At 51.1% G+C, this 24,815-nt stretch carries 26 protein-coding genes and 1 pseudogene; 11 read left to right on the top strand and 16 right to left on the bottom strand.

All coding sequences use genetic code 11. From position 1 onward, the window contains the following. The first annotated feature begins 58 nt into the window (after positions 1-58). A pseudogene (bioD, locus tag FDX22_RS05150) lies at positions 59-725 on the top strand (dethiobiotin synthase). Here the strand turns inward: bioD and clcB are convergent. The 6 genes from clcB to FDX22_RS05180 form a co-directional block, all read right to left on the bottom strand. Further along, complete coding sequence (gene clcB, locus FDX22_RS05155) at positions 681-1,970, bottom strand: voltage-gated ClC-type chloride channel ClcB (protein WP_146716805.1); 1,290 nt, start codon at positions 1,968-1,970, stop codon at positions 681-683. The pseudogene bioD and the gene clcB sit on opposite strands and share 45 nt — an antisense overlap. Further along, the gene (gene dmsD / locus FDX22_RS05160; protein ID WP_115258537.1) at positions 1,970-2,584 is read right to left on the bottom strand and encodes a Tat proofreading chaperone DmsD; all 615 of its coding nucleotides are present in this window, start codon (positions 2,582-2,584) and stop codon (positions 1,970-1,972) included. Before dmsD ends, clcB begins: the two co-directional genes overlap by 1 nt. 42 nt (positions 2,585-2,626) lie before the next feature. Further along, a complete protein-coding gene (locus tag FDX22_RS05165; RefSeq protein ID WP_115258536.1) occupies positions 2,627-3,481 on the bottom strand; it encodes a dimethyl sulfoxide reductase anchor subunit family protein in 855 nt (284 codons plus the stop codon). Between the two features lies 1 nt (position 3,482). After that, positions 3,483-4,100, bottom strand: coding sequence for a DMSO/selenate family reductase complex B subunit (locus FDX22_RS05170; protein WP_146716806.1), 618 nt, complete (start codon positions 4,098-4,100; stop codon positions 3,483-3,485). Positions 4,101-4,110: 10 nt separating this feature from the next. Further along, positions 4,111-6,549, bottom strand: a complete 2,439-nt coding sequence (gene ynfE / locus FDX22_RS05175) for a selenate/tellurate reductase subunit YnfE (protein WP_117343091.1) — start codon at positions 6,547-6,549, stop codon at positions 4,111-4,113. Between the two features lie 148 nt (positions 6,550-6,697). Further along, complete coding sequence (locus tag FDX22_RS05180; RefSeq protein ID WP_146717033.1) at positions 6,698-6,946, bottom strand: DUF1161 domain-containing protein; 249 nt, start codon at positions 6,944-6,946, stop codon at positions 6,698-6,700. A 163-nt stretch (positions 6,947-7,109) separates the two neighbouring features. Here FDX22_RS05180 and FDX22_RS05185 point away from each other — a divergent pair, with 163 nt between their 5' ends. After that, entirely contained in the window at positions 7,110-7,820 is a 711-nt protein-coding gene (locus FDX22_RS05185) for a YnfC family lipoprotein (RefSeq protein WP_146717034.1), read from the top strand. Between the two features lie 5 nt (positions 7,821-7,825). Here the strand turns inward: FDX22_RS05185 and speG are convergent, their stop codons facing one another. Next, positions 7,826-8,386, bottom strand: coding sequence for a spermidine N1-acetyltransferase (gene speG, locus FDX22_RS05190; RefSeq protein ID WP_115258532.1), 561 nt, complete (start codon positions 8,384-8,386; stop codon positions 7,826-7,828). A 37-nt stretch (positions 8,387-8,423) separates the two neighbouring features. Beyond that, positions 8,424-8,765 (bottom strand): DUF1283 family protein, encoded by a 342-nt coding sequence (locus FDX22_RS05195; protein ID WP_096757095.1) that lies wholly within the window; start codon positions 8,763-8,765, stop codon positions 8,424-8,426. 153 nt (positions 8,766-8,918) lie between these two features. Here FDX22_RS05195 and FDX22_RS05200 point away from each other — a divergent pair, with 153 nt between their 5' ends. From FDX22_RS05200 to FDX22_RS05220, 5 genes are all read left to right on the top strand, one after another. Next, complete coding sequence (locus FDX22_RS05200) at positions 8,919-9,245, top strand: YnfA family protein (protein ID WP_115258531.1); 327 nt, start codon at positions 8,919-8,921, stop codon at positions 9,243-9,245. 108 nt (positions 9,246-9,353) lie between these two features. Beyond that, a complete protein-coding gene (gene rspA / locus FDX22_RS05205) occupies positions 9,354-10,568 on the top strand; it encodes a starvation-sensing protein RspA (RefSeq protein ID WP_096757093.1) in 1,215 nt (404 codons plus the stop codon). A 13-nt stretch (positions 10,569-10,581) separates the two neighbouring features. Further along, entirely contained in the window at positions 10,582-11,601 is a 1,020-nt protein-coding gene (locus FDX22_RS05210) for a Zn-dependent oxidoreductase (protein WP_135912069.1), read from the top strand. A gap of 53 nt (positions 11,602-11,654) precedes the next feature. Beyond that, a complete protein-coding gene (locus FDX22_RS05215) occupies positions 11,655-13,034 on the top strand; it encodes an MFS transporter (RefSeq protein ID WP_146716807.1) in 1,380 nt (459 codons plus the stop codon). A gap of 155 nt (positions 13,035-13,189) precedes the next feature. After that, complete coding sequence (locus tag FDX22_RS05220; RefSeq protein ID WP_146716808.1) at positions 13,190-14,656, top strand: mannitol dehydrogenase family protein; 1,467 nt, start codon at positions 13,190-13,192, stop codon at positions 14,654-14,656. 76 nt (positions 14,657-14,732) lie between these two features. On the opposite strand, the gene ydfZ is transcribed toward FDX22_RS05220, so the two are convergent. The 3 genes from ydfZ to ydfG form a co-directional block, all read right to left on the bottom strand. Next, entirely contained in the window at positions 14,733-14,936 is a 204-nt protein-coding gene (gene ydfZ / locus FDX22_RS05225) for a putative selenium delivery protein YdfZ (protein WP_096757090.1), read from the bottom strand. Between the two features lie 190 nt (positions 14,937-15,126). Next, positions 15,127-15,813: a GntR family transcriptional regulator gene (locus FDX22_RS05230; protein ID WP_115258527.1), complete on the bottom strand. Its 687-nt coding sequence runs from the start codon at positions 15,811-15,813 to the stop codon at positions 15,127-15,129. Between the two features lie 86 nt (positions 15,814-15,899). Further along, positions 15,900-16,646 carry a bifunctional NADP-dependent 3-hydroxy acid dehydrogenase/3-hydroxypropionate dehydrogenase YdfG gene (ydfG, locus tag FDX22_RS05235; protein WP_096757088.1) on the bottom strand — a complete coding sequence of 249 codons (747 nt, stop codon included), beginning with the start codon at positions 16,644-16,646 and terminating at the stop codon, positions 15,900-15,902. A 71-nt stretch (positions 16,647-16,717) separates the two neighbouring features. On the opposite strand from ydfG, the gene dcp reads away from it, so the two are divergent. Beyond that, the gene (gene dcp / locus FDX22_RS05240) at positions 16,718-18,763 is read left to right on the top strand and encodes a peptidyl-dipeptidase Dcp (protein WP_146716809.1); all 2,046 of its coding nucleotides are present in this window, start codon (positions 16,718-16,720) and stop codon (positions 18,761-18,763) included. A 151-nt stretch (positions 18,764-18,914) separates the two neighbouring features. Next, positions 18,915-19,835 (top strand): diguanylate cyclase, encoded by a 921-nt coding sequence (locus FDX22_RS05245; RefSeq protein ID WP_146717035.1) that lies wholly within the window; start codon positions 18,915-18,917, stop codon positions 19,833-19,835. A 268-nt stretch (positions 19,836-20,103) separates the two neighbouring features. On the opposite strand, the gene mgtS is transcribed toward FDX22_RS05245, so the two are convergent. Continuing rightward, positions 20,104-20,199 carry a protein MgtS gene (gene mgtS / locus FDX22_RS05250; RefSeq protein WP_096757085.1) on the bottom strand — a complete coding sequence of 32 codons (96 nt, stop codon included), beginning with the start codon at positions 20,197-20,199 and terminating at the stop codon, positions 20,104-20,106. Positions 20,200-20,442: 243 nt separating this feature from the next. Beyond that, positions 20,443-21,630, bottom strand: coding sequence for an efflux MFS transporter YdeE (gene ydeE, locus FDX22_RS05255; protein WP_146716810.1), 1,188 nt, complete (start codon positions 21,628-21,630; stop codon positions 20,443-20,445). A 198-nt stretch (positions 21,631-21,828) separates the two neighbouring features. Between ydeE and eamA the strand changes: the two genes are divergently transcribed. Next, positions 21,829-22,728 carry an O-acetylserine/cysteine exporter gene (eamA, locus tag FDX22_RS05260; RefSeq protein ID WP_117343106.1) on the top strand — a complete coding sequence of 300 codons (900 nt, stop codon included), beginning with the start codon at positions 21,829-21,831 and terminating at the stop codon, positions 22,726-22,728. A gap of 31 nt (positions 22,729-22,759) precedes the next feature. Here eamA and marB read toward each other — a convergent pair whose 3' ends face one another. The 3 genes from marB to marR are packed head-to-tail and all read right to left on the bottom strand — an operon-like array spanning position 22,760 to position 23,845. Further along, entirely contained in the window at positions 22,760-22,978 is a 219-nt protein-coding gene (gene marB / locus FDX22_RS05265) for a multiple antibiotic resistance protein MarB (protein ID WP_146716811.1), read from the bottom strand. A 30-nt stretch (positions 22,979-23,008) separates the two neighbouring features. Next, entirely contained in the window at positions 23,009-23,392 is a 384-nt protein-coding gene (marA, locus tag FDX22_RS05270; protein ID WP_138140554.1) for an MDR efflux pump AcrAB transcriptional activator MarA, read from the bottom strand. An 18-nt stretch (positions 23,393-23,410) separates the two neighbouring features. Further along, positions 23,411-23,845 carry a multiple antibiotic resistance transcriptional regulator MarR gene (gene marR, locus FDX22_RS05275; RefSeq protein ID WP_096757081.1) on the bottom strand — a complete coding sequence of 145 codons (435 nt, stop codon included), beginning with the start codon at positions 23,843-23,845 and terminating at the stop codon, positions 23,411-23,413. Positions 23,846-24,101: 256 nt separating this feature from the next. Here marR and FDX22_RS05280 point away from each other — a divergent pair, with 256 nt between their 5' ends. After that, positions 24,102-24,767, top strand: coding sequence for a MarC family NAAT transporter (locus tag FDX22_RS05280; protein WP_096757080.1), 666 nt, complete (start codon positions 24,102-24,104; stop codon positions 24,765-24,767). Positions 24,768-24,815: the final 48 nt, after the last annotated feature.

The raw sequence follows: 24,815 nt of genomic DNA on the forward strand, positions 1-24,815 counted from the left end.
TTCTCCACTGTATTATTTTCCTGGCTTATATTTTCAAAGCATAACGGTGGAGTTAGTGATGCTGAAGCGTTTCTTTATTACAGGTACAGACACTTCTGTTGGGAAGACAGTGGTTTCCCGCGCATTACTACAAGCGTTAGCGTCAGGGGGTAAATGTGTTGCGGGTTATAAACCCGTGGCTAAAGGCAGCAAAGAGACGCCGGAAGGCTTGCGGAACAAAGATGCGCTAGTGCTGCAAAGCGTTTCTTCCCTGGAATTGCCTTACGAGGCGGTCAATCCTATTGCGCTGAGCGAAGACGAAAGTAGTGTGGCGCATAGCGGCCCGATCAACTACACCCTGTTGTCCAATGGACTCGCCAGCCTGAGCGAAAAGGTTGATCACGTGGTGGTCGAAGGGACCGGCGGGTGGCGCAGTCTGATGAACGATTTGCGTCCGTTGTCGGAGTGGGTGGTTCAGGAACAGCTACCCGTGCTGATGGTAGTGGGGATTCAGGAAGGCTGCATTAATCATGCCATCCTTACGGCGCAGGCGATTGCCAGTGACGGACTGCCGCTGATTGGTTGGGTAGCGAACCGCATTAACCCCGGATTGGCGCATTACGCTGAAATCATCGACGTGCTCGGCAAGAAATTACCTGCCGCGCGCAGAGCAGCGAGAGCTGTCTCAGTATATCCGACTGTCAATGCTCGGCAGCGTGCTGTCGGTAGATAGAGTCATGGCGTAACGTTCGCGACAGCACGGAAGCCACGACGCAAGCAATCAATAAGCCGGGGAGTAGACGATACTCCCCGGTCATTTCACAGACCATCAGCGTAGACATAATCGGTGCGTGCGTTGTCGCCGCCAACAACGTCGCCATCCCGGTTAATCCCAGCAGCACCGCAATCTCATCTGTATCGGGAAGCCAGAATCCCCACAGGCGACCCAACAGCATACCAACCGACAGGCCGACAAACAGGGTCGGTGTGAACACACCGCCCGGCGCGCCAGAACCACTGCTGGCCAGTACAGCCAGTAATTTGCAGATAAAAATCCCGGAGATAACCGAAAGCAGCGGCGGGGAGAGTAAAAACGACTGCACCACGCTGTAGCCATTTCCCCAAACGGTTGGTGTGAATATCGACAGCACGCCAACGATCAATCCCCCCAGCGCCAGCTGCCACGGTGGTGAAAGTTTCAGGCGTAAAAAACCGGTGTGGCTGGTGGTCATCAGCCACATAAAGAGAGGGCCGCAGATCCCTGCCGCCACGCCGGTACTGACAATCATCAGATAGTCCAGCGCGTGCAGCTCTCGCGACAAATGCACGGTATAAAGCAGCGCGTTGCTGTCACTGAGTAAATGAGTGGTGAGCAAGGCGACAACGGCGGAGACGACAACCGGTCCCAGCGATGCCAAAATTAACGTGCCAAACAGGACTTCAGCAATAAACAGGCTGCCGGCCAGTGGCGCATGGTACGCACCGGCCATGCCGGCGGCAGCACCGCAGGCAATCCATAACTTCCATTCCGTGCGTGGGGTAAAGCGTTGTGCAAAACAGGATGCTGCCAGCGCCGCCAGTAAGATCATGGCGCCTTCTCGTCCGATGGCACTCCCGCTGGCGACCACCAGCAATGACGCCAACGACTTCACCAGGCTGGCGCTAACGTCAAACTGGCCGTCAGTTTGCAGTGCTTCCATATAATCCGTAGGCGCCTGCGGGCGCTGCCGGTTAAATTTCTGCCAGCCCCACAGCAGTAAGCCTGCGGCAAGGCCGCCCAGAGCCGGGGTCAGCATGCGTCGCAGTGGTGACAGACTGGACGCCGCATTAACCAGACTGCCGGTGTCATTACTCAGGAAAAGCCACTCCAGGAGCAGCATGGCGTGGCGGAACCCGGCCACAGCCAGTGCTGCCAGGATACCAATCAGCGCGGCGAACACCAGACGGCGAAGCATTGCGCGCAGGTCGGGATAGGCGTGCAAATGATGCATTAACGAAATAATGGCTTCACAGCGACGGGGATCAACAACTGCGACTGCCAATGCGCCAGCGTGAGTCGGGCCAGTTCCCCCAGGGCCTGATAAAACGGATGATCGGCTTTCTCGATAAAGACTTCGAGGAAACGGCCCGACCAGGGTAACAGATGCCAGGCCAGCAGTTGTTCGCACGCGTTGTGATGGCCATTTTCAGCAAGCCAGGCGGTTAATAGCAGCAGAGAGCCGAAGTGATCTTCGGGTTCGTTTTGCTGCATGTCGAACTGGATACCGTTGTCGCGCATCCACTGACGCAATGCCAGCGTGGATTCACCAAACAAGACGTTTTCACGATCCAGCCAGACGGAACCCCATGGTGGAGAAGGCAGTGCGTACGGACCAACGAACAAACGCTGCCAGGCCTGTGAGAGTGATTCATCGGCTTCAATCTGAAACTGGCTAACCAGTTCGCACAGCGTATCGTCAGACAGTGGCCATTGCGTCTGCCAGCCATTGGCTCTTAGCGCACTAATGAGCGGGGCCGCTTCTGCGCTGTCTGGCGCATAGTAAAATAGTGCACCCAGCACGCGCGCTGCGGTGGAGAAGTTGTCACGTTGAGAAAAAGAGGTCATGCAAACAATCCTGAAAAGTGCGGGCTTCCCCGCACTCGTGAGTTAACCTGCAACAGCCATACCGACTGTCATATGCAGACCGTAAAACAATCCGCGGCCAATGATTTCACCGGCAAGCAGGAGAATTAAGCCGAGCGCCAGACCTGTAATATGAGGTTCTTTGCGGCGGATCAGGGGGCAAATCCAGCAACCCAGACCGGCGGCGAGCAACAGGATGCGCCAAACCTGCAAACGGCCATACTCGGGTACCAGCGCCGTTGCGTGTTGCACCGAACTGTGAATTTCACCGAGCGACACGCCCTGTAGAGCAATAACCCCAATGCAAACCAACAGGGCCAGAACGCTAATGCTGGCGTATGTCGCGGCGTTAAATGAGACGCGAACGGTACGCAGTAGCAGGGCAGCAAACAGCGGGCCACTCAGCAACACCGTCATGAAAAAGGCCACGGTGGTGTAACCATTATACCAGGTCGGCACGGTCTCTATCTGGTAAACCTGGGTCATCGCCCAGACAAATACAACGCCGAGGAGCATGCTCACCAGCAGCCAGATTTTACCCAGCGCTGCGGGCATTTTACCGAGAAAAGCCACCAGCCACCAGACGCCACCGATGGCGAAAAATAACGATCCGCTGGCTATTTCGTTACTCAGCGCCGAGGCACCGACCCGGTTTAGTGAATTAAGTGCCCGCAGTGGAGAGCCCAGGTGCATTACCGAGGCGAGAAACCCGATGCCCATCACCACCCACAGAAAGAACATGCTGCGAACGAGACGCTGTCTTGTCGCATCATCTTTGGCGGAGAGCCAACATAGCCCGCTCACAATCAGCGCGCCAACGACGCATTGTCCTAGTACCGTAAACAGTACCAGCGGCCATTCATGCCATCCATTGCCCATGTTACACCTCCCTCGGGTTTGCCAGATAACCGGTGGTATCCCCGGTTGGACGGCTGTTGGCGTTGGGTTTAATCACAATGTTCGGTTTGGTAAAGTGTGCACCCGGTAGTGGAGCCACCGCCGCCAACGTCCCGTGCTTTTTGCGCAGTTCATCAATGGGGCCAAAGTCCAGCGCGCGTAACGGGCAGGACTCAACGCAGATGGGTTTTTTACCGTCGGCAACGCGGTCATGGCAGCCGTCACATTTGGTCATATGTCCATTGGTCGCGTTGTACTGCGGAGCGCCGTAAGGGCAGGCCATATGACAATAGCGGCAGCCAATACACACGTCCTCATCAACAACGACAAAGCCATCTTCACGTTTATGCATGGCTCCGCTCGGACACACCTTAGTGCAGGCCGGATCTTCGCAGTGGTTACATGAGATCGACAAATAATAGGCGAAGACGTTTTGCTGCCAGACGCCGTTATCTTCCTGCCAGTCACCCCCTGCGTATTCGTAAATACGCCGGAAGCTAACATCCGGGGTTAAATCTTTATAGTCTTTACAGGCCAGTTCGCAGGTTTTGCAACCGGTGCAACGGGCGGAGTCGATAAAAAATCCGTACTGCGCATTCATGAGCTATTCCTTAAACCTTCTCAATCTCAACCAGGTTAGTGTGCTGCGGGTTACCTTTGGCTAACGGTGACGGGCGCTGGGTGGTGAGTGTGTTAACACAGGCACCATGGTCAATTTTGTCGCCAGACATATCAGCATCGTGCCAGGCACCCTGGCCCATTGCGCTAACGCCGGGGAGAATACGCGGGGTCACTTTTGCGGGAATACGCACTTCGCCACGATCGTTATAAACACGCACCATATCGCCATTGGAAATACCACGCTTTTGCGCATCCAGTGGGTTAATCCAGACTTCCTGGCGACAGGATGCTTTGAGAACGTCGATGTTGCCGTAGCTTGAGTGGGTTCGAGATTTATAGTGGAAACCAAATAGCTGTAGTGGGAAGTGACTGCGTTTGGGATCGTCCCAGCCTTCAAAGGTCGATGCGTAAACAGGCAGCGGACTAATCACGTCATCTTTCTCTAGTTCCCAGGTACGGGCAATTTTTGCCAGTCGACTCGAGTAGATCTCAATCTTGCCTGACGGTGTCTTCAGTGGATTGGCATCAGGGTCTTCGCGGAACTTCTTGTAGGCGACATAGTGCCCGTTAGGATCTTTACGCTTATAGATCCCCATTTTTTTTAGCTCATCATACGAAGGCAGTGCAGGGTCTTTAGCCAGCATTTTGGCATACAGGTACTGCAGCCATTGTTCTTGCGTGCGTCCTTCGGTAAACCGTTGGTGGATGTCGTCTCCAAGACGTTTCGCGATTTCGCTCATTATCCAGTAGATGGGTTTACGCTCGAATTTTGCGGAAGTCGCGGGTTGAATAAAAATCAGGTATCCCATATTCCCGGCGTAATCGTTCGGAATAATGTCTTCTTGTTCAACGGTCATCAGGTCGGGCAGCAGAATATCGGCATATTTGGCCGAGGAGGTCATGAAATTCTCAATGACCACAATCATTTCGCATTTCGAATCATCCTGCAGGATCTCATGCGTTTTATTGATATCCGAATGCTGATTGATAATGGTATTGCCCGCATAGTTCCAGATAAATTTAATCGGTACATCCAGCTTCTCTTTTCCGCGCACGCCGTCGCGGGTGGCAGTCATCTCGGTTCCACGTGCGATAGCGTCGGTCCAGCTAAAACAGGATATTTGCGTCTTGATGGGATTGTCGGGCAGCGGCATGCGCTCAATCGTAATGGTATAGGTGGATTCGCGTGCGCCACTGTTACCGCCGTTGATGCCCACATTACCGGTCAGGATGGGTAACATGGCAATGGCGCGGGAAGTCAGCTCACCGTTTGCCTGGCGCTGTGGCCCCCATCCTTGACAGATGTACGCTGGTTTGGCGCTCCCAATCTCTCTGGCCAATTTAATAATGCGCGCGGCTGGGATCCCGGTGATGTGCGATGCCCATTCTGGTGTTTTTGCAATGCCATCGTCGCCGTCACCCATTATATAGGCTTTATAATGTCCGTTTGCGGGAGCGTCGACCGGAAGGGTTTTCTCATCATAACCAATACAGTACTTGTCGAGGAACGGTTGATCGACAAGCTCCTCAGTAATCAGTACCCAGGCAATTCCTGCCACCAGTGCGGCGTCAGTGCCCGGACGAATCGGGATCCACTCATCTTCACGACCCGCTGCGGTATCGGTATAACGAGGGTCGATAACAATCATTCTGGCATTTGAGCGTTCCCGGGCTTGCTCCAGGAAGTAAGTAATACCGCCACCGCTCATACGCGTTTCGGCAGGATTATTGCCGAACATAACGACCAGTTTCGTGTTTTCGATGTCTGAAGTGCTATTGCCGTCGTTTGAGCCGTAGGTGTAGGGCATTGCGGCTGCAATTTGGGCCGTACTGTACGTCCCATAGTGGCTGAGGAAGCCGCCATAGCAGTTCATCAGGCGCGCCACTAGCGAGGCATAAGGGGAAGAACGGGTAATGTTGCCACCGACAATGCCGGAGGTGTAGTTAATGTATACCGCTTCATTGCCGTATTTCTGTATGGTATTTTTTAGACCGGCGCTGATGGTGTCCAGGGCTTCCTGCCAGCTAATACGTTCAAATTTACCTTCACCACGTTTACCAACACGCTTCATAGGATAATTAAGCCTGTCAGGGTGATTAATACGTCGGCGGATAGAGCGACCGCGCAGGCAGGCGCGGACCTGGTGATTACCATAGATGTCATCGCCGGTATTGTCGGTGTCTACCCAACAAACTTCGTCATCTTTGACATGTAACTGCAAAGCACAGCGACTGCCGCAGTTAACTGAGCATGCGCCCCAGACGATTTTTTCTTCAACCGGCGAGATTGATTGCTGTACCGCAGCGGCAGCGGTACGCATCCCGAAAGGCAGTGACACGCCTCCTGCGGCAAGCGCGAGTGTACCGATAGCCGAGGACTTCACTAACGTCCTGCGGCTAATACCTCCATATTGGTCAACTTCAGACATAACCCACTCCATTATAGTTATCGCTATATATTACGTGTCACAACGAAATTAATAGCATGCTAATGATGGGCTGAGTTTACCTATTCTGGGGTAGGGCTTATTAATGCATATCAAATTAAGCGTAACCCTCCGCGAACGGAGGGCAGGTTTATTGCGGTTCGGCGGGGTGACCGTCCTGAGATGGCGTACTATTGGCGGGGGCGTTGCCGCTGCTGGTACGCGCGTAAAGGATTTTATGCGTGTCGTTGGCACAATGTCCCACGACCAGAGAATCCGGTCGATCGGCCTGGTCGTTTGGCACGATACTTAAGGTGAAGCTGTCTTGTGCAACGCCATTATTAATAATACGCTGCTCAATATCGCTCCTGACTCTCTCGCACGATTCAGGTGCCGCCAGAACCTATGGGGAGGCGAGGATAAGCAAACTTGTGACAATTCCTGTAGAGAATTTCATCACCAACTCCTTTCATGACAGACATTTATTAAGATTAGCATTTCTGGTGTAAATAACTGTATTTGCTAATATGATTGAGAATAATCTCTTTATGCCGGTGAAAAATGTGAAGAAACAGACCTTGTTAGGTTTCCTGTGCGTCGTGTTGAGCGGCTGTGATAACGGCAAGGCGTTGGTTTCCTTCACGCCGGAAATGGCCAGTTTTTCCAATGAATTCGAGTTTGATCCGCTGCGTGGTCCGGTAAAAGATTTCAGCCAGACACTGCTGAATGAGAAAGGTGAAGTGGCCAAGCGTGTGCGTGGCACTCTCTCGCAGGAAGGCTGTTTTGATACGCTGGAATTACACGATATTGAGAGCAACAGCGGAATGGCGTTAGTGCTGGATGCTAACTATTACCTGGACGCCGAGACGCTGGAAAAAAAGATCCGTTTACAGGGGAAATGCCAGTTGGCGGAATTACCTGCTGCCGGGGTGGTGTGGGACACAGATGATAACGGCTTCGTTGTTTCAGGAACAGGGAAAGAAATGCAGGTGCAGTACCGGTACGACGCGGAGGGCTATCCGCTGGGAAAAACCACCATCAGTAAAGACAACACGTTACGTGTTAATGCGAAACCGTCAGCCGACCCGCTGAAAAAACTGGATTATACGGCAGAGAGTCTATTGAACGATCGTTCGTTGGGAAACGTCACGCAAACGTGTGAATACGATGATCATGCGAATCCGCTCAACTGCCAGCTTGTCATCGTTGATGATAGCGTGAAGCCGGCAGTTGAACACCATTACACGATTAAAAACACCATTGATTACTACTAACCGCGTTACTGTGCAGTAGCCTGCAACAGGTTGGAACCGGGTGTTTTATGTTCCGCCAGATACTGATGCTGGAAGATACACATGCGGATGGTGTTACGGTACTGTCCGTTAATAAAGAACTCGTGAATCAACTCGCCTTCCACCATAAAACCAAGTTTGCGGTAGATGTGAATGGCTTTTTCATTCTCTTTATCAACGATCAGATACAGCTTATATAAATTGAGTACGGTGAAACCGTAATCCATCGCCAGTTTTGCCGCGCGTGTGGCGAGACCTTTGCCCTGGAAATCTGGCGAAATAATGATCTGGAATTCGGCACGGCGGTGTACATGGTTAATTTCCACCAGTTCCACCAGACCGGCTTTTTCACCGTTGCACTCCACCACAAAGCGGCGTTCGCTTTGGTCATGAATATGCTTGTCATACAGGTCCGACAGCTCAACGAACGCTTCGTACGGTTCTTCGAACCAGTAACGCATCACGCTGGCATTGTTATCAAGCTGATGGACAAATCGTAAATCTTCACGCTCCAGCGGGCGCAGCTTAACACTGAGGGCGCTTGTCATAACGTATCCTTTCCATTTCCTTTATTGGGCATAAAAATTATGGCGCGACGGTACGGCCGGTGCGGCGGTCAAGGCAGCGCAGGGTGTTCGGTTCCCAGTAGGCATTAATGTTGGCGCTTTGCTCGCATTTATCGCGGCTGTCAAAGGCCACGTCGGCTTTATCCCACTCTTTCTCAGTGCGCGTATTTACTTTCTGGCGTAACTGACGCGTGTCGTTCCACTGTTCCTTTTCCATCGCCGCCTGTTGACGACTTTGGGCACTGTCGCCGGACTCAATGACCAGTTTGCTGGTTTCAGCAAAGGCGGAGGAGGTGTATACAACTGCCGCCAGCGTCAACATGGCCGTCAGGCACAGGCGCTTGCTCAGTGTGTTGTTCATGGTGAATTCCTTTAATGAGAAAGGCAAAAAACGATAAAACAGGGTTAAATTCTACACCATTCCTGTTCCGGGTCATACCCGCCTGGCGGATATGGATAAACTGCCCGCATTCTGTCGTATCATGTTTAAACCAAACGTCACTGAATACTGTCCATGCTTAAAACGACATTACTTTTTTTTATCACCGCGCTGTGCGAAATTATCGGCTGCTTTTTACCCTGGCTCTGGTTAAAGCGAGGCGCAACGGCCTGGTTGCTTCTTCCGGCAGGGGTGTCACTGGCCTTGTTTGTCTGGTTGTTGACGCTGCACCCGACCGCGAGCGGGCGCGTATACGCGGCGTATGGTGGCGTGTATGTGGTAACCGCACTGATGTGGCTGCGCATTGTTGATGGTGTAAAACTGAGCCTGTACGACTGGTCTGGCGCGTTGATCGCGCTGTGCGGGATGTTGATCATCGTGGCTGGATGGGGGCGCGCATAGCGCCTTTTTTTGTGATCAGCTAGCGATTTTACGATCATTATACTTGTATGGTAGTAGCTCAGTTGAGTAAATTTCCTGCATCAGACACAGCGATGTAAGGAATAGAGAATGAAGATTGTAGGGGCTGAAGTTTTTGTCACCTGTCCAGGGCGTAATTTCGTCACGCTAAAAATTACCACTGAGGACGGGATCACGGGGTTAGGTGATGCCACGCTGAACGGACGTGAGTTATCCGTTGCGTCCTATCTGAAGGACCATGTCTGTCCGCAACTTATTGGCCGCGACGCGCACCGCATTGAAGACATCTGGCAGTTCTTCTACAAAGGCGCGTACTGGCGTCGTGGTCCGGTCACGATGTCGGCGATATCTGCCGTTGATATGGCGCTGTGGGATATCAAAGCGAAAGCCGCGAATATGCCGCTTTATCAGCTGCTGGGTGGCGCGTCCCGCGAAGGCGTGATGGTTTACTGCCACACCACCGGCCGTACCATTGACGATGTGCTGGAAGATTACGCGCGCCATCAGGAGATGGGCTTTAAAGCGATTCGCGTCCAGTGCGGCGTGCCGGGTATGAAAACCACCTACGGTATGTCAAAAGGCAAAGGCCTGGCCTATGAGCCAGCGACCAAAGGGCAGTGGCCGGAAGAGCAGTTGTGGTCGACGGAAAAGTACCTTGATTTTACCCCTCAGTTATTTGACGCCGTGCGTAACAAATTCGGCTTCAACGAACACCTGCTGCACGACATGCATCATCGCCTGACGCCGATTGAAGCCGCGCGGTTTGGCAAAAGCATTGAGCAGTATCGTTTGTTCTGGATGGAAGATCCGACGCCAGCTGAAAACCAGGAATGTTTCCGACTGATTCGCCAGCACACGGTGACGCCGATTGCGGTAGGGGAAGTCTTCAACAGTATCTGGGATTGCAAACAGCTGATCGAAGAACAGCTGATCGACTACATCCGCACCACTATTACCCATGCGGGCGGCATCACCGGCATGCGTCGCATTGCGGATTTTGCGTCGCTGTACCAGGTGCGCACCGGCTCTCACGGACCTTCTGATTTGTCACCTGTCTGCATGGCTGCTGCGCTGCACTTTGACCTGTGGGTGCCAAATTTCGGCGTACAAGAATATATGGGTTATTCCGAGCAGATGCTGGAGGTCTTCCCGCATAACTGGACGTTCGATAACGGCTATATGCACCCTGGTGACAAACCGGGTCTGGGTATTGAATTCGACGAAAAACTCGCGGCGAAATATCCGTACGATCCGGCCTATTTGCCCGTCGCGCGCCTGGAAGATGGCACTTTGTGGAACTGGTAAGGAGTGGTTTGCTATGAAAAGTATTGTGATTGAAAAAGCGAATACGCTGGTGATTGAAGAAAGAGCAATTCCTACTCCAGCGTCGGGCGAAGTCAGGGTCAAGATTAAGCTGGCAGGAATTTGTGGCTCCGATAGTCATATCTATCGTGGGCATAATCCCTTCGCAAAATATCCACGCGTCATCGGCCACGAGTTTTTTGGCATTATTGATGCGGTAGGCGAGGGTGTTGATCGTTCGCGTTTAGGCGAGCGAGTATCTGTTGATCCCGTGATCAGCTGTGGACACTGTTACCCCTGCTCAATAGGTAAACCGAACGTCTGCACGTCGTTGGTGGTGCTGGGCGTCCATCGTGATGGCGGTTTCAGTGAATTTGCTGTTGTACCGGCAAAAAATGCCTGGCCGATCCCGGACTCAGTGAAAGATGAGCATGCCGTTATGGTTGAGCCTTTTACTATTGCGGCAAACGTGACCGGACAAGTTAAACCCACAGAAAACGACATTGCGCTGATTTACGGTGCGGGGCCGATGGGGCTGACGACCGTTCAGGCACTTAAACGTGTTTATAACGTAAAAACGGTGGTGATTGCCGACAGGATTGAAGAACGTCTGGCAATGGCTAAACAGTGTGGTGCTGACTGGACCATAAATAATGGTCAGCAATCGCTACAGGATTTTCTGGCTGAAAAAGGGTTAAAACCCACAATCATCGTGGATGCAGCTTGTCATCCATCTATTTTACAGGAGGCTATTACGCTGGCGTCGCCGGCGGCACGGATTGTGTTGATGGGATTCTCCAGCGAACCTTGCCAGATTGTACAGCAGGGCATTACCGGGAAAGAACTTTCCATTTATTCATCACGGTTAAACGCGAATAAATTCCCGGTGGTTATTGATTGGTTGGTTAAAGGGCTTATCGACCCGAATAAATTGATTACCCACACTTTTGACTATCACCACGTTACAGACGCAATCGAATTGTTTGAGAAAGACCAGCAGCACTGCTGCAAAGTTTTACTCACATTCGCTGAATAATATTAATTACTGCGAGTAAGTGGTACGCATCTTACCTCTTAGAGATAGCCAATATGAATCAAGAAAAACACGAAAGATCAACGAAAGATCTGGTGAGAGCCGCCGTTTCAGGATGGTTAGGCACGGCGCTCGAATTTATGGATTTTCAGTTATATTCTTTGGGTGCCGCACTGGTATTCCATGAGATATTTTTCCCGGAACAATCAGCCGCCATGGCGCTCATTTTAGCGATGGGCACGTACGGAGCTGGTTATATTGCTCGTATCGTTGGGGCATTTATATTTGGAAAGATGGGGGACAGCATCGGGCGTAAAAAGGTGCTGTTCATTACAATCACCATGATGGGGATTTGTACCACGCTAATTGGCGTGCTGCCGACCTATGCGCAGATTGGTATCTTTGCGCCAGTGTTGCTGGTGACGCTGCGTATTGTGCAGGGATTGGGTGCCGGTGCTGAAATTTCTGGCGCGGGAACCATGCTTGCAGAGTATGCGCCAAAAGGAAAACGCGGCATTATTTCCTCCCTGGTTGCGATGGGAACAAACTGCGGGACGCTCAGCGCCACAGCCATCTGGGCGGTGATGTTCTTCGCGCTTGATCGCGAAGAGTTGTTAGCCTGGGGCTGGCGTATTCCGTTCCTGGCTAGTGTGGTGGTGATGATTTTCGCCATCTGGTTACGTATGAATCTCAAAGAAAGCCCGGTATTTGAGAAAGTAAATGATGGGGAAAATGCACCTGCATTGAATGACCCTTCAGAGAATTCGCTGGGTGCGATGTTCAGCAGTAAATCTTTCTGGTTGGCAACCGGATTACGCTTTGGTCAGGCGGGTAACTCAGGTTTAATTCAGACCTTTCTTGCCGGTTATCTGGTACAGACGTTGTTATTTAATAAATCAATACCCACCGATGCGTTGATGATAAGTTCTGTTATTGGATTTATTACTATACCGCTTCTGGGGTGGTTGTCTGATAAATATGGTCGTCGTTTGCCTTATATCATCCTGAATATATCAGCCATCATTCTGGCTTATCCAATGCTGTCTATTGTGGTTGATAATTCGTATAGTCCTGGCGTCATCATGACCGCGCTGATTGTTATCCATAACTTTGCCGTATTGGGGTTATTTGCCCTCGAAAATATCACCATGGCTGAAATGTTCGGTGCTCGTAATCGATTTACGCGTATGGCCATTTCAAAAGAGGCTGGCGGATTAGTGGCCGTTGGTTTTGGTCCCGTGTTAGCCGGTATTTTCTGTAACATGACCCAGTCCTGGTGGCCTATTTTAGTGATGGTCATTATCTACTCACTGATCGGTTTAGTTTCAGCACTCCTGATGCCTGAAGTTAAAGATCGTGACCTGAGTGTTCTGGAAGATGCGGCTGAGGTGAGTAAAACCGAGAAGATCCGTGCCGGTGCGACTCAGGTCAGTTGATGCGCTAATCAGCATGGTCGGGAATTCGGCCATGCTGTCACATAACTTCAAATGATGTCATACCAATAGTAAAAAGTTTAATGCAAATCAAAACATACAACCATACAGGCGTTACTCTGAGACAGTCCTGATTTCATTGATAAGTAGGTCATACCATGCAAAACAAACTCTTGGCAGCTAAGGCTGCACTTCCTGACTACGATCGTAGCAAACTGGTCCCACGTATTGTTCATCTGGGGTTTGGTGCGTTTCACCGTGCGCATCAGGGCGTTTACGCGGATATCCTGGCGGCCGAGCACAACAGTGACTGGGGATATTGCGAAGTTAACCTGATCGGCGGCGAGCAGCAGATTGCCGACCTGAAACAGCAGGATAATCTGTATACCGTCGCGGAAATGTCGGCCGATGCCTGGACGGCGAGAGTGGTTGGCGTTGTCAAAAACGCGCTGCATGCGCAGGTTGATGGTCTTGAGGCTGTTTTTGCCGCCCTGTGCGAACCGCAGGTGGCTATCGTTTCTCTCACTATTACCGAGAAAGGATACTGCCACTCCCCGGCAACTGGACAACTGATGCTGGAAAACCCGCTGATCGCCGCCGATCTGCAAAATCCGCATCAGCCCAAATCTGCGCCGGGCGTCATTGTTGAAGCGCTTGCTCGCCGCAAAGCTGCCGGTCTGGCCGCATTTACCGTGATGTCCTGCGATAACATGCCTGAAAACGGTCATGTCATGCGTAACGTGGTTACTGCGTACGCGCGTGCGGTGGACGCCGGGCTGGCAGACTGGATCGAACAGCATGTGACGTTCCCGTCGACCATGGTTGACCGTATTGTTCCTGCCGTAACGCCCGATACGCTGGATAAAATTGAACAGCTTACCGGCGTGCGCGATCCGGCGGGCGTGGCGTGTGAACCGTTCCGTCAGTGGGTAATTGAAGACAACTTTGTTGCCGGTCGTCCACAATGGGAAAAAGCAGGAGCTGAGCTGGTGGCCGATGTTATCCCGTTCGAAGAGATGAAGCTGCGTATGCTTAACGGCAGCCACTCTTTCCTCGCCTATCTCGGCTATCTGGCGGGATACCAACACATTAACGACTGTATGGGGGACGACAATTATCGTGTTGCCGCCCGTGCGCTGATGTTGCAGGAGCAGGCCCCGACGCTGAAAGTGAAAGGCGTTGATTTACAGCAGTATGCCGATCGTTTGATTGAACGTTACAGCAACCCGGCACTGCGTCACCGTACCTGGCAGATAGCAATGGACGGCAGCCAAAAACTTCCGCAGCGTATGCTCGATTCCGTACGCTGGCATCTTGTGCACGGCAGCCGTTTCGACCTGCTGGCGCTGGGTGTGGCGGGTTGGATGCGCTACGTAGGTGGCGTGGATGAAAAGGGCGACGCGATTGAGATTAGCGATCCGTTACTGCCGGTTATCCAGAATGCGGTGCAGAGCAGTAAAGAGGGCGAAGAACGTGTTCAGGCGCTGCTGGCAATCGATGCTATCTTTGGTCGTGAGCTGCCGCAGGTTGAGTTGTTCAGAACCCGCGTTACCGAAGCGTATCTGGCGTTACTGGCGGAAGGGGCGAAGGTGACGGTGGCGAAGTATGCCGCGAAATTGAAGTAACGACGTAAAACGTTGATGTCGCCATCCGGCTTATACTCCAGCCAGATGGCGCGTTATTTGCTGGCACTCACACCAATCAGTTCATACCCAGACGAATCAATTCCAGAGGGGCGTATTTACCTTCACAACCCTCGATTTCCACTGTTTTCCCGCGGCGAATTTGCTCTGCGGTCAGGCCATCGGAATCAATAGCCTTGATGCGGCCAGTAATGCCAGTGTCACTGATCATGACGCGGCTGCCGGTGGTGATTGCGTTACGGTTACGATCGTATGTTTTCATGGTGGTTTCTCCTCTCCAACTTACCGTCAAAGCCCGTGGGCTTTTAGACCCACGTAACGGGCGCAATATAAATACGCTTCTCGTTAAAGAATTTTTTTGTTTTCGATCAAAATCACAGCTTTTTTTTGGCGGTTCAGAGGGGGAGATAAAGGGATGCATAAACTCACCCCGGAACGAGGTGAGGGAGTGATTAATCTTCGCTAAACCAGTCGCTATTTTCCTGACGAATCAGCTGAACAGATTCACCGATTTCCTGCAGGTGCAACATCATCGCGCGCTCAACGGCATCGCTGTCATGCTTTTCCAGCGCGGCAAAAATGTCGTGATGCTGACGCAGGAGCATTTCCGGCGGGGAGACGTGATCGAGGCTCATATAGCGAACGCGATCGATGGTTGCCTTGATGTTTTCCACTGTGTCCCAGGCGAGCTGACAATCCGCTATTAACGCCAGCTTCTGATGAAACTCATCGTCCAGCAGGAAAAAATCGTTAAGCTGTTTACGATCAATAGCGATGCGCTGCTGATGCAGATTCTGCTCGAGCTGATAACACTGGTTGTCAGTGATCATCGACGCGGCGCGACGGGCAACCGCGCATTCAATTGCCTGGCGAACAAAACACCCATTTTGCACCTGCGACAGCGAAATCTTGTTCACGTAACTGCCACGCTGAGGACGGATCTGAATCAGGCCGTTCTCAGCCAGTTTGATGAATGCTTCGCGTACTGGCTGGCGTGATACATTAAAGCGGACGGAAACCTCTTTCTCCGAAAGCGGCGTACCGGGCGCAATCAGACACTGCACGATGTCGCGACGAAGAATACGATAAATCTGCTGATTTACCGGCTGTGTAGGGTTGAGTTGCGTTTCTACGGTCATTCATTCTTACTTTTTAGAGAGTTAACCCGAATACTTTATCACTTATTCGGTGGTATCTATACCCGGCACAAGGCCGGGTATAAAAATTAACCCCGGTGGACGCTCAAGCCTGCAAAAGACTGTGCAACAGGCATCATTTCAAGGGTGTTAATGTTGACATGCGCAGGTAATGACGCCACCCACCACACGGCTTCAGTGACATCTTCCGGCGTCAGCGCGGTGGTGTTTTCGTAGGCTTTGACGGCTTTATCATCGTCGCCTTTGAAACGCACGTTAGAGAACTCCGTACCGCCAACCAGGCCCGGTTCAATATCGGTCACGCGCACGGCAGTGCCATGCAGGTCGGTACGTAAGTTCAGGCTAAACTGGCGAACAAACGCTTTTGTTGCGCCATAAACGTTACCTCCGGCATAGGGCCAGCTACCGGCGGTTGAACCGATATTGATAATATGACCACGATTACGTTCGACCATACCCGGCAGGACGGCACGGGTCATATAAATCAACCCTTTGTTGTTGGTGTCGATCATGGTTTCCCAGTCGTCAACGTTAGCCTTATGGGCCGGTTCAAGACCCAGCGCCAGACCGGCGTTGTTGACCAGAATATCTATGTTGCGCCATTCGGCTGGTAGGGCGGCCAGCATCTCTTCAATTGCGGCACGGTTACGTACGTCAAGTTGTGCGGTATACAGGTTATCGCCCAGCTCGTCTTTCAGCTCTTGCAGACGCTCATGGCGGCGTCCGGTGGCAATAACTTTATGCCCATTCTCAATAAAACGACGCGTAATGCACTCACCAAAACCTGCGGTTGCTCCGGTTACTAAAACGATCATCTCACTGTTCCTCAACGCTTTTTATGTGCTATTACCATACCACGTCAATAAATCGTTTTCAGGAGTGAAAGATGTCGTTAACGAATCCTTTTTTACGTCAAAGCACTTTGCCTTATCAGGCTCCGCCATTTGATCACATAGACGTGCATCATTACCGTCCCGCGTTTGACGAAGGTGTTCGGCAAAAGCGTGCCGAAATCGACGCCATTGTGCAAAATTCACAGCCCGCAAATTTTGCTAATACGCTGCTGGCACTTGAGCAGAGCGGGGCACTGTTAACACGCGTCACCAGCGTGTTCTTTGCCATGACGGCAGCGCATACCAACGATGAATTACAGCGTCTTGATGAAGCGTTTTCCGCTGAGCTGGCGGCGCTGGCGAATGATATTTATCTTAACGCGGCACTTTTTGCGCGCGTAGAGGCCGTCTGGCGACAGCGTGCCGTGTTAGGACTGGATGCAGAGTCCTTACGGTTGTTGGAGGTCGTCTATCAGCGTTTTGTACTGGCTGGTGCCCAATTGAATGAAGAAGACAAAGCGCGTCTCAAATTGCTGAACACCGAATCAGCCACGCTGACAAGCCAGTTCAATCAGCGCCTGCTGGCGGCGAGTAAATCAGGTGCCCTGGTGGTGGATAATGTCCATCAACTGGATGGATTAAGCCCGGAAGAGAAAGCCATGGCGGCTGCAATTGCCAGGGAGAAAGGGCTTCAGGACCATTGGGTTATCCCGCTGTTGAACACGACACAACAGCCTGCGCTTGCCGCGTTACATGACAGGCAGACCCGTGAGACGCTGTTTACCCGTGCATGGACGCGGGCTGAAAATAATGATGCCAACGATACGCGCGCCATCGTTCAGCGGCTGGCGGAAATCCGAATGCAGCAGGCGAAGTTACTTGGTTTTGCTCATTATGCAGCGTGGAAAATTGCCGACCAAATGGCAAAAACGTCGGAAGCAGCGCTCACTTTTATGCGCGCTATCGTTCCGGCTGCGCGTCGGAGAGTCCATGATGAACTGGCTGAAATCCAAAATGCCATAGATAAAGAGCAGGGCGATTTTAGCGTGCAGGCCTGGGACTGGGCCTATTATGCCGAACAGGTTCGCCGTGAAAAATATGCTCTTGATGAGGCACAGCTGAAACCCTATTTTGCGTTAGATACGGTGCTGAACGATGGTGTGTTCTGGACGGCAAACCAGCTCTATGGCATTACGTTTATCGAGCGTTTCGACATCCCTGTATATCACCCGGATGTACGGGTATGGGAAATTTTTGACCACGACGGCACGGGGCTGGCGTTGTTCTACGGTGATTTCTTTGCCCGGGAATCAAAAAGCGGTGGCGCATGGATGGGGAATTTTGTTGAACAATCGATGCTTAACGAAACCAGACCGGTGATTTACAACGTCTGTAACTACCAAAAACCTGCCCAGGGTCAGCCCCCCTTGCTGCTGTGGGATGATGTCATTACGCTGTTCCATGAGTTTGGACACACGCTGCACGGCCTGTTTGCCAGTCAACGTTATGCCACACTCTCAGGAACCAATACCCCGCGTGATTTCGTTGAATTTCCTTCGCAAATTAATGAACACTGGGCGAGTCATCCACTGGTCTTTGCCCGCTACGCGCGCCATGTTGAAACCGGGGAAAGAATGCCAGAATCGCTGCAGGATAAGATGCAGCGGGCCAGCATGTTTAACAAGGGCTACGATATGACCGAGTTGCTCAGTGCCGCATTACTGGATATGCACTGGCACGCGTTGGAAAACGGCGAGAGGATATTGTCAGTAGCGGAGTTTGAGCCGTGTGCGCTGACTGCGGAAGGGCTGAATATTTCTGCTGTGCCGCCGCGTTATCGCAGCACTTATTTTGCTCATATTTTTGGTGGTGGCTATGCCGCGGGATATTACGCCTATTTATGGACGCAAATGTTGGCCGACGATGGCTATCAGTGGTTTGTCGAAAACGGTGGATTAACCCGTGAAAACGGCCAGTATTTTCGTGAGGCAATCCTCTCGCGCGGTAATAGTGCAGATTTGCATGGTCTGTATCCCGCATGGCGTGGGCGTGAACCAGGAATTAATGCAATGCTGCGCAACCGGGGATTAGAACAGTAGCCGGGATAATACGGTCAGCTTACAATCTGACCGTATTATCGGTGGCCGAGACTGCGGCATATTAATTACTATTAATAAATTTACATAAATTTTCTTTATAGCCGCTAAACTATTGTCTATCAGCAATACTCACACAGGGAAAGGATTCGTGATGATGAGAAAAACGGCAGAAATAGATTCAATCTTGATGGAGTTGAATCACTCGATTGATGCGCACTATAAATGGCTAGTCAAAATGTTTCACTGCGTGGTGTCATCTGATGTCACTCAGGCGGATATTTCAGGTAAGAATTCGCACTGTGCCTGTCAATTCGGACAGTGGCTTACCCCGCGTCTGGTCAAAGATGACGCAGATTACAGTTATTTGAGTAAGATAAATGCGGCCCATGAAAAAATGCATTTATTAGGTAAGGACTTGCTATCGGTAATAGTAGAAGAACGCAGTCAGTCATGGCATTTCGACAGTTTTCAGGATGCGCTTCTGGCTTTTACGTCGGCGGTGATGGATTATAAAATACATTTACTGACTATCCGCAGTAATATCGATGTATTAACCGGTTTACCTGGACGAAGAATGCTGGATGAGTCTTTTGATCAGCAGTTACTTGACGCGCAACCGCTTAATTTATATTTATTATTGCTGGATATCGACCGTTTTAAATACGTCAATGATACCTACGGCCATCTGGTTGGTGACGTCGTACTGCGCAATCTGGCATCAAATTTATTGTCATGGACTCGTTATGATGAGATCGCGTATCGCTACGGTGGCGAAGAGTTCATCATTCTGATCAGAACAAAAACGGATGAGCAGGCATCTCTCGCGGGCTTGCGCCTGTGTCATCTCATTGAACAAAAAAAGATCCCTTACCCGCAGGGGGAGATTGATATTACGGTAACGGCCGGGATCACACGAGTTCGTCAGGGCGAAACGCTGGACACGGCTCTCGGGCGTGCTGACCGAGCCATGTATGAAGGGAAGCAGACTGGCAGGAATCGCTGCATGTTTATGGATGAACATGAGCAGATCACACGGGTGGGTGCCAAAGAGCGGGTAACGACGCAAGCCTGAGCGTGAATTTTGTTGAGATGATTTGGTTTCGTTTAACGTTCATTGGGGTTGTTGATGATACGTTGGGTGACTATTCGTTATCTGCGCAGGGAATTGCCTGATAGCGTATAAAGCAAAACACAAATCTATCCATGCAAGCATTTACCGCTGGTTTATCCGGCGGTTTTTTTTACCTGTCGTTCAGGTAGTCGGCATTCAGGACAAAAAAATGGCCCCTTGAGCAGTGATGCTACAAGGGGCCGGTTCGGTGCAGGACTATCGTCGTTCATCAATCATCCCATCTGTGGCTAAAGTAGGCGGCCAGAAAACCAGAAAATAAAATAATTCCCAGAACGGCCATAAAAACATTCATATTACCCAGCATTGTCTATGCTCCTTTATTTGTGAGTTTCCTCTCTTACCTTAATTTCACCTCGTTAAGGACTATACTAGCAATTTAATCTTAAACAAAGATTGAACCAGGTGAATTATTTCGTCTGAATAGTAAAGTTATCGCGTTATTGGCAGAGAAAAATAAATAAGGATGTCAAAATATGCGGAGCAGGGAAAATATATCGGGGTTTTCTGAAAAAGCGACAGGGCAGCACATGCTCTGTCGCCAGAGAAATTAACAGACTACAGGCTGGCCCCAGGGTTTAGCTCGCATGCCTTTTAGCATCAGCGCCCAGGCCAGAATGATGGCAATCATCAGCACCACAAACAGCGACCATGACGGCAGGGTCGTCAGAATAACGCCGCTGACTAACGGGTTAAATGCCGCGCCAAGCCAGCCCAGTGACTGGGCGGAGAAATAGCTCGCTTTCATCCCCGCGGGGGCAATGTTGTCGATAAGCATATATTCGCCCGGTGCGTAAATGATTTCGCCGATGGTAAAAAACGCTGCAGAAATGCCCCACATTAGCAGACTGTTGCCGGAAAAAATAAAACCCACTAATCCCAGCACAAAGAATAATGTTCCGCCGGCCATTAACGGGCGGATGTTGGCGCTGGAAAGACGGCGCCCGACGACATATTGCAATGTAACCACCATTGCCGCGTTGACGGGCAGGACCACGGCCACCACTTTTTCTGCGAAATCACCGTCAGCAACCACCATCACGTACTGAGAAATACAGGACGCAAATGCGCCGCCCACAAACGAGGCCAAAAACGCTGACAGGGTAAACCAGCATAACGCTTTATCGCGCAGCAGTACCGAGGGGGACCAGATGGATGCGTTCAGTCCCTCGGATGGCACTTCTGAATGTTTCACCCACGTCTGGATAAATACCAACGGGAAGGCTGAGCAAAGCGCTGCCAGCCAGAACGGCAGGTTGATACTTTGCATCACCAGCAGCGTGCCGAGCGGCGGACCCACGGTCCAGCCAATGTTGAGTACTGTATAGTTAAGTGAGAAAATTTTGGTCTTGTTGGTGGCAGAGAGGTTATCGGCAAACCAAGCTTTCAGCACGGTGGCAAAGACGGAGTAGGCGCAGTTGATCAGGGCAAAAAGCAACACCACTACGATAACATTATGCACCAGAGGGATCGCGATAAAGCCAGACGCAAAACCGGTAATCGCCAGCAGCATATAGCGTTTTTTATCGAACTTATCGGCCAGAATACCGAAGCCCAGACTGAAGATAACGCCAATAGTCAGGGCGACCGTCATGGCGTAACCAATCAGATCGACGCTCAGGCCGTACTGTCGGTTGAGATAGATGGTCATAAACGGGAGCGTGGCACCCCGCCCAATCGTCAGTAATAGTGAGGAGGCGAGTAAAGCGAGGGTGGATCTTCTCAGAGTGGTATTCATTTTCTTGCCCGACAATGCATGTTGTTATGTTTTTATTAAATTTCAGACAGAAATAGCACGGCAAAAGTGTGATGTACACTCAAAAAGTTGTCTGAAAATGCCCAGTTATACCTACCTGTATTAATGATCTGTTACCCGGCAACGATTTCCGCTACTTTAACTTGTTTACAAAAATTTAATAATTTCAGGGGCGGGTGAATGTCACGTAAAGACGGGTTGTTAGCACTACTGGTCGTGGTGGTATGGGGGCTAAATTTTGTCGTCATCAAAGTGGGCCTGCACAATATGCCGCCGCTGATGCTGGCAGGGCTACGTTTCCTACTGGTGGCATTTCCGGCTATTTTCTTTGTTGCCCGCCCGAAAATCCCTCTCTCATTGCTGCTCGGTTATGGCCTGACCATCAGCTTTGGCCAGTTCGCGTTTCTGTTCAGCGCCATAAAATTTGGCATGCCCGCTGGACTGGCGTCACTGGTATTGCAGGCGCAGGCATTTTTCACCATTGTGCTGGGCGCATTCGCTTTTGGTGAGCGTTTACAGGGCAAGCAACGGGTCGGCATCGCGCTGGCAGTGTTTGGCGTGCTGGTGTTGATCGAAGCCAGCCTGAATGGACAGCACGTGACGATGCTCGGCTTTATGCTGACGCTGGCGGCAGCGCTGAGTTGGGCCTGCGGCAATATCTTCAACAAGAAAATTATGCAACATGAATCCCGCCCGCCAGTGATGTCGCTGGTGGTGTGGAGTGCCTTGATCCCTATTTTACCGTTCTTTCTGGCATCGCTCGTCCTTGATGGCCCAGGTCTCATCGTACACAGCCTTATTGCTATTGATATGACGACTATTCTCTCACTGGTCTATCTGGCATTTGTGGCGACGATTGTGGGATACGGCATATGGGGTACGTTGCTGGGACGCTATGAGACCTGGCGCGTGGCCCCGCTGTCTTTACTCGTGCCAGTGGTTGGGCTGGCGAGTGCGGCAGTGTTACTGGATGAAACGCTAAGTGGGCTGCAACTTATCGGCGCGCTGTTGATTATGGCGGGGCTGTACATCAACGTGTTTGGTTTTCGTTTGCGCAGGACCGCTCAGGCGAGGGGATAACAGTAGCCCCGCCGTGGCGGGGCATCATGACTTATAAACTGCGCATGTTGTAATAAGGCACACCCAGTTCGTCGGACTTGTCGCTGCCGGCACCCATATGATTAAAATCAAACGGGAACTGTTCCTGCGTAGGAGGCATAATTATTGCGTCGCGATTATTGGGTGTTATGGGCTGCGCGGTTTGTTCCGCCATGCTCTGGCCCGAAACAACAAGCAGCAGGGCCAGCATTGCAGATGACAGAAGTTTCATGATTTCCTCGGTTACGTCTTTATCAGGCGATTAGCAGTTACATTGATTCAGCGGATGCAAATACCGGGATTCGCCGTGCATATTTGTCATACGGTACTTATGGGGTGGCACATCAAAATAGTTTTTGAAGGTCCGGGTCAGCGTCTGCTGAGACTCAAAGCCATAACGCTCCGCCAGGTAGAGGATCGGTTCGTTACTTTCTTTTAATTTTTGCGCTATTTCAGTCATTTTGCGGCTGCGGATGTATTGACCTAATGAATGGCCGGTTTCTTTTTTAAACATCCGTTGCAGGTGCCATTTGGAGTAACCTGAACGCTCTGACACCTTTTCCAGTGACAGCGGTGATTCAAGGTTATTCTCGATCCAGTCCAAAATGCTATGAATAGTGATTGTGTCAGTATTGCGTCTGGACATCGTCATACCTCTTTCTGTTTACGGCAGGATTTTCTTAAGCAAATGCTCAAGTGTTGCCACTTCGTCCGCCGTTAAGTTTTTTGTTAGTTCCTGGTGCAGGTCTTGCCCGACTAATTGATGGCACTGCTCACAAATTGTCGCGCCATGCTCGGTCAGTTTCACCAGCACGCCGCGTTTGTCATGTGGATTAGGAAGTCTTTCAATCCAGCCTTTACAGGCCAGTCTGTCGAGCATACGCGTCAGCGCACCAAGATCGACAGACAGCACTTTTTTCAATTCAACAGGGGTGATGCACACCGCGCAGCGGATGGAGCAAAGCACCTTAAACTGCGATGCTGTGATATCCAGCGGTGACAGGTAGTCGTTTAGCAAACGATCTTTTTTCTGATTAACCATATAGATCAAACGGCCCAGTGGGATGATTTCGTTGAACAGATCACTGGTGTTTTTCACAATGGTTGCCCTGGCAAGTAGTTAGTCACGGCTGATATTATTGCTTAGGCAAATATAAGTCAAATGAATGGGTCGGCAAATGCCACGTTTTGCTAAAACGTCAGCACCTGGCTAACCGTACGTTCGTTTCAATATTTTGATTTCACAGGCTTATGCGTAGAGGAGAAAAATGAATCCTTACATCGCGAAAATGGCTTAAACGGGTGTTTTCACCGTATACTTGCCGTTGACGATTAACGCACAGGAAAGATGAATTATGATGGATTTGTTTAAGGCCATAGGTCTGGGACTGGTAGTCCTGTTACCGTTGGCGAACCCGTTAACCACCGTGGCGTTGTTCCTCGGCCTTGCCGGTAATATGAACAGCGCAGAGCGTAACCGTCAGTCATTAATGGCGTCTGTCTACGTGTTTGCCATCATGATGGTGGCGTACTATGCCGGGCAGGTGGTGATGAATACCTTCGGGATTTCGATTCCCGGATTGCGTATTGCGGGTGGGTTAATCGTTGCGTTTATCGGCTTTCGGATGCTGTTCCCGCAGCAGAAGGCGCACGACTCTCCGGAAGCGAGAAGTAAGTCAGAAGAACTTGTAGACGAACCGACGGCCAATATTGCCTTCGTGCCGCTGGCAATGCCCAGTACTGCCGGTCCGGGTACCATTGCGATGATCATCAGTTCGGCCTCGACCGTACGTCAAGGCTCTGAGTTTCCGGACTGGGTTATTATGGTCGCTCCACCGATCATTTTTGCGGTGATCGGGGTCATTCTGTGGGGCTGCCTGCGCAGTTCAGGCGGAATTATGCGTCTGGTCGGCAAAGGGGGCATTGAAGCGATTTCCCGTCTGATGGGCTTTTTGCTGGTGTGTATGGGCGTGCAGTTTATTATTAATGGCGTACTGGAAATTATCAAAACCTACGCATAAAACCTACGCTTAAAAAAAGGGGCCGGTATAGTCTACCGGCCCCTTTTT

Origin of the sequence: Citrobacter sp. TBCS-14 (genome assembly GCF_005280805.1) — a bacterium.
Taxonomy (GTDB): domain Bacteria; phylum Pseudomonadota; class Gammaproteobacteria; order Enterobacterales; family Enterobacteriaceae; genus Citrobacter; species Citrobacter gillenii.

Bases quoted from the DNA above. Each gene is read 5' to 3' on its own strand.
- ydfZ (WP_096757090.1), bottom strand. From the start codon at position 14,936: ATGAAAACATACGATCGTAACCGTAACGCAATCACCACCGGCAGCCGC.
- FDX22_RS05220 (WP_146716808.1), top strand. From the start codon at position 13,190: ATGCAAAACAAACTCTTGGCAGCTAAGGCTGCACTTCCTGACTACGAT.
- FDX22_RS05280 (WP_096757080.1), top strand. From the start codon at position 24,102: ATGATGGATTTGTTTAAGGCCATAGGTCTGGGACTGGTAGTCCTGTTA.
- ynfE (WP_117343091.1), bottom strand. From the start codon at position 6,549: ATGTCTGAAGTTGACCAATATGGAGGTATTAGCCGCAGGACGTTAGTG.
- FDX22_RS05170 (WP_146716806.1), bottom strand. From the start codon at position 4,100: ATGAATGCGCAGTACGGATTTTTTATCGACTCCGCCCGTTGCACCGGT.
- eamA (WP_117343106.1), top strand. From the start codon at position 21,829: ATGTCACGTAAAGACGGGTTGTTAGCACTACTGGTCGTGGTGGTATGG.
- dmsD (WP_115258537.1), bottom strand. From the start codon at position 2,584: ATGACCTCTTTTTCTCAACGTGACAACTTCTCCACCGCAGCGCGCGTG.
- FDX22_RS05230 (WP_115258527.1), bottom strand. From the start codon at position 15,813: ATGACCGTAGAAACGCAACTCAACCCTACACAGCCGGTAAATCAGCAG.
- marA (WP_138140554.1), bottom strand. From the start codon at position 23,392: ATGTCCAGACGCAATACTGACACAATCACTATTCATAGCATTTTGGAC.
- FDX22_RS05195 (WP_096757095.1), bottom strand. From the start codon at position 8,765: ATGAACAACACACTGAGCAAGCGCCTGTGCCTGACGGCCATGTTGACG.
- dcp (WP_146716809.1), top strand. From the start codon at position 16,718: ATGTCGTTAACGAATCCTTTTTTACGTCAAAGCACTTTGCCTTATCAG.
- clcB (WP_146716805.1), bottom strand. From the start codon at position 1,970: ATGCATCATTTGCACGCCTATCCCGACCTGCGCGCAATGCTTCGCCGT.
- ydfG (WP_096757088.1), bottom strand. From the start codon at position 16,646: ATGATCGTTTTAGTAACCGGAGCAACCGCAGGTTTTGGTGAGTGCATT.
- FDX22_RS05210 (WP_135912069.1), top strand. From the start codon at position 10,582: ATGAAAAGTATTGTGATTGAAAAAGCGAATACGCTGGTGATTGAAGAA.
- rspA (WP_096757093.1), top strand. From the start codon at position 9,354: ATGAAGATTGTAGGGGCTGAAGTTTTTGTCACCTGTCCAGGGCGTAAT.
- FDX22_RS05200 (WP_115258531.1), top strand. From the start codon at position 8,919: ATGCTTAAAACGACATTACTTTTTTTTATCACCGCGCTGTGCGAAATT.
- speG (WP_115258532.1), bottom strand. From the start codon at position 8,386: ATGACAAGCGCCCTCAGTGTTAAGCTGCGCCCGCTGGAGCGTGAAGAT.
- FDX22_RS05215 (WP_146716807.1), top strand. From the start codon at position 11,655: ATGAATCAAGAAAAACACGAAAGATCAACGAAAGATCTGGTGAGAGCC.
- mgtS (WP_096757085.1), bottom strand. From the start codon at position 20,199: ATGCTGGGTAATATGAATGTTTTTATGGCCGTTCTGGGAATTATTTTA.
- marB (WP_146716811.1), bottom strand. From the start codon at position 22,978: ATGAAACTTCTGTCATCTGCAATGCTGGCCCTGCTGCTTGTTGTTTCG.
- ydeE (WP_146716810.1), bottom strand. From the start codon at position 21,630: ATGAATACCACTCTGAGAAGATCCACCCTCGCTTTACTCGCCTCCTCA.
- FDX22_RS05165 (WP_115258536.1), bottom strand. From the start codon at position 3,481: ATGGGCAATGGATGGCATGAATGGCCGCTGGTACTGTTTACGGTACTA.
- FDX22_RS05245 (WP_146717035.1), top strand. From the start codon at position 18,915: ATGATGAGAAAAACGGCAGAAATAGATTCAATCTTGATGGAGTTGAAT.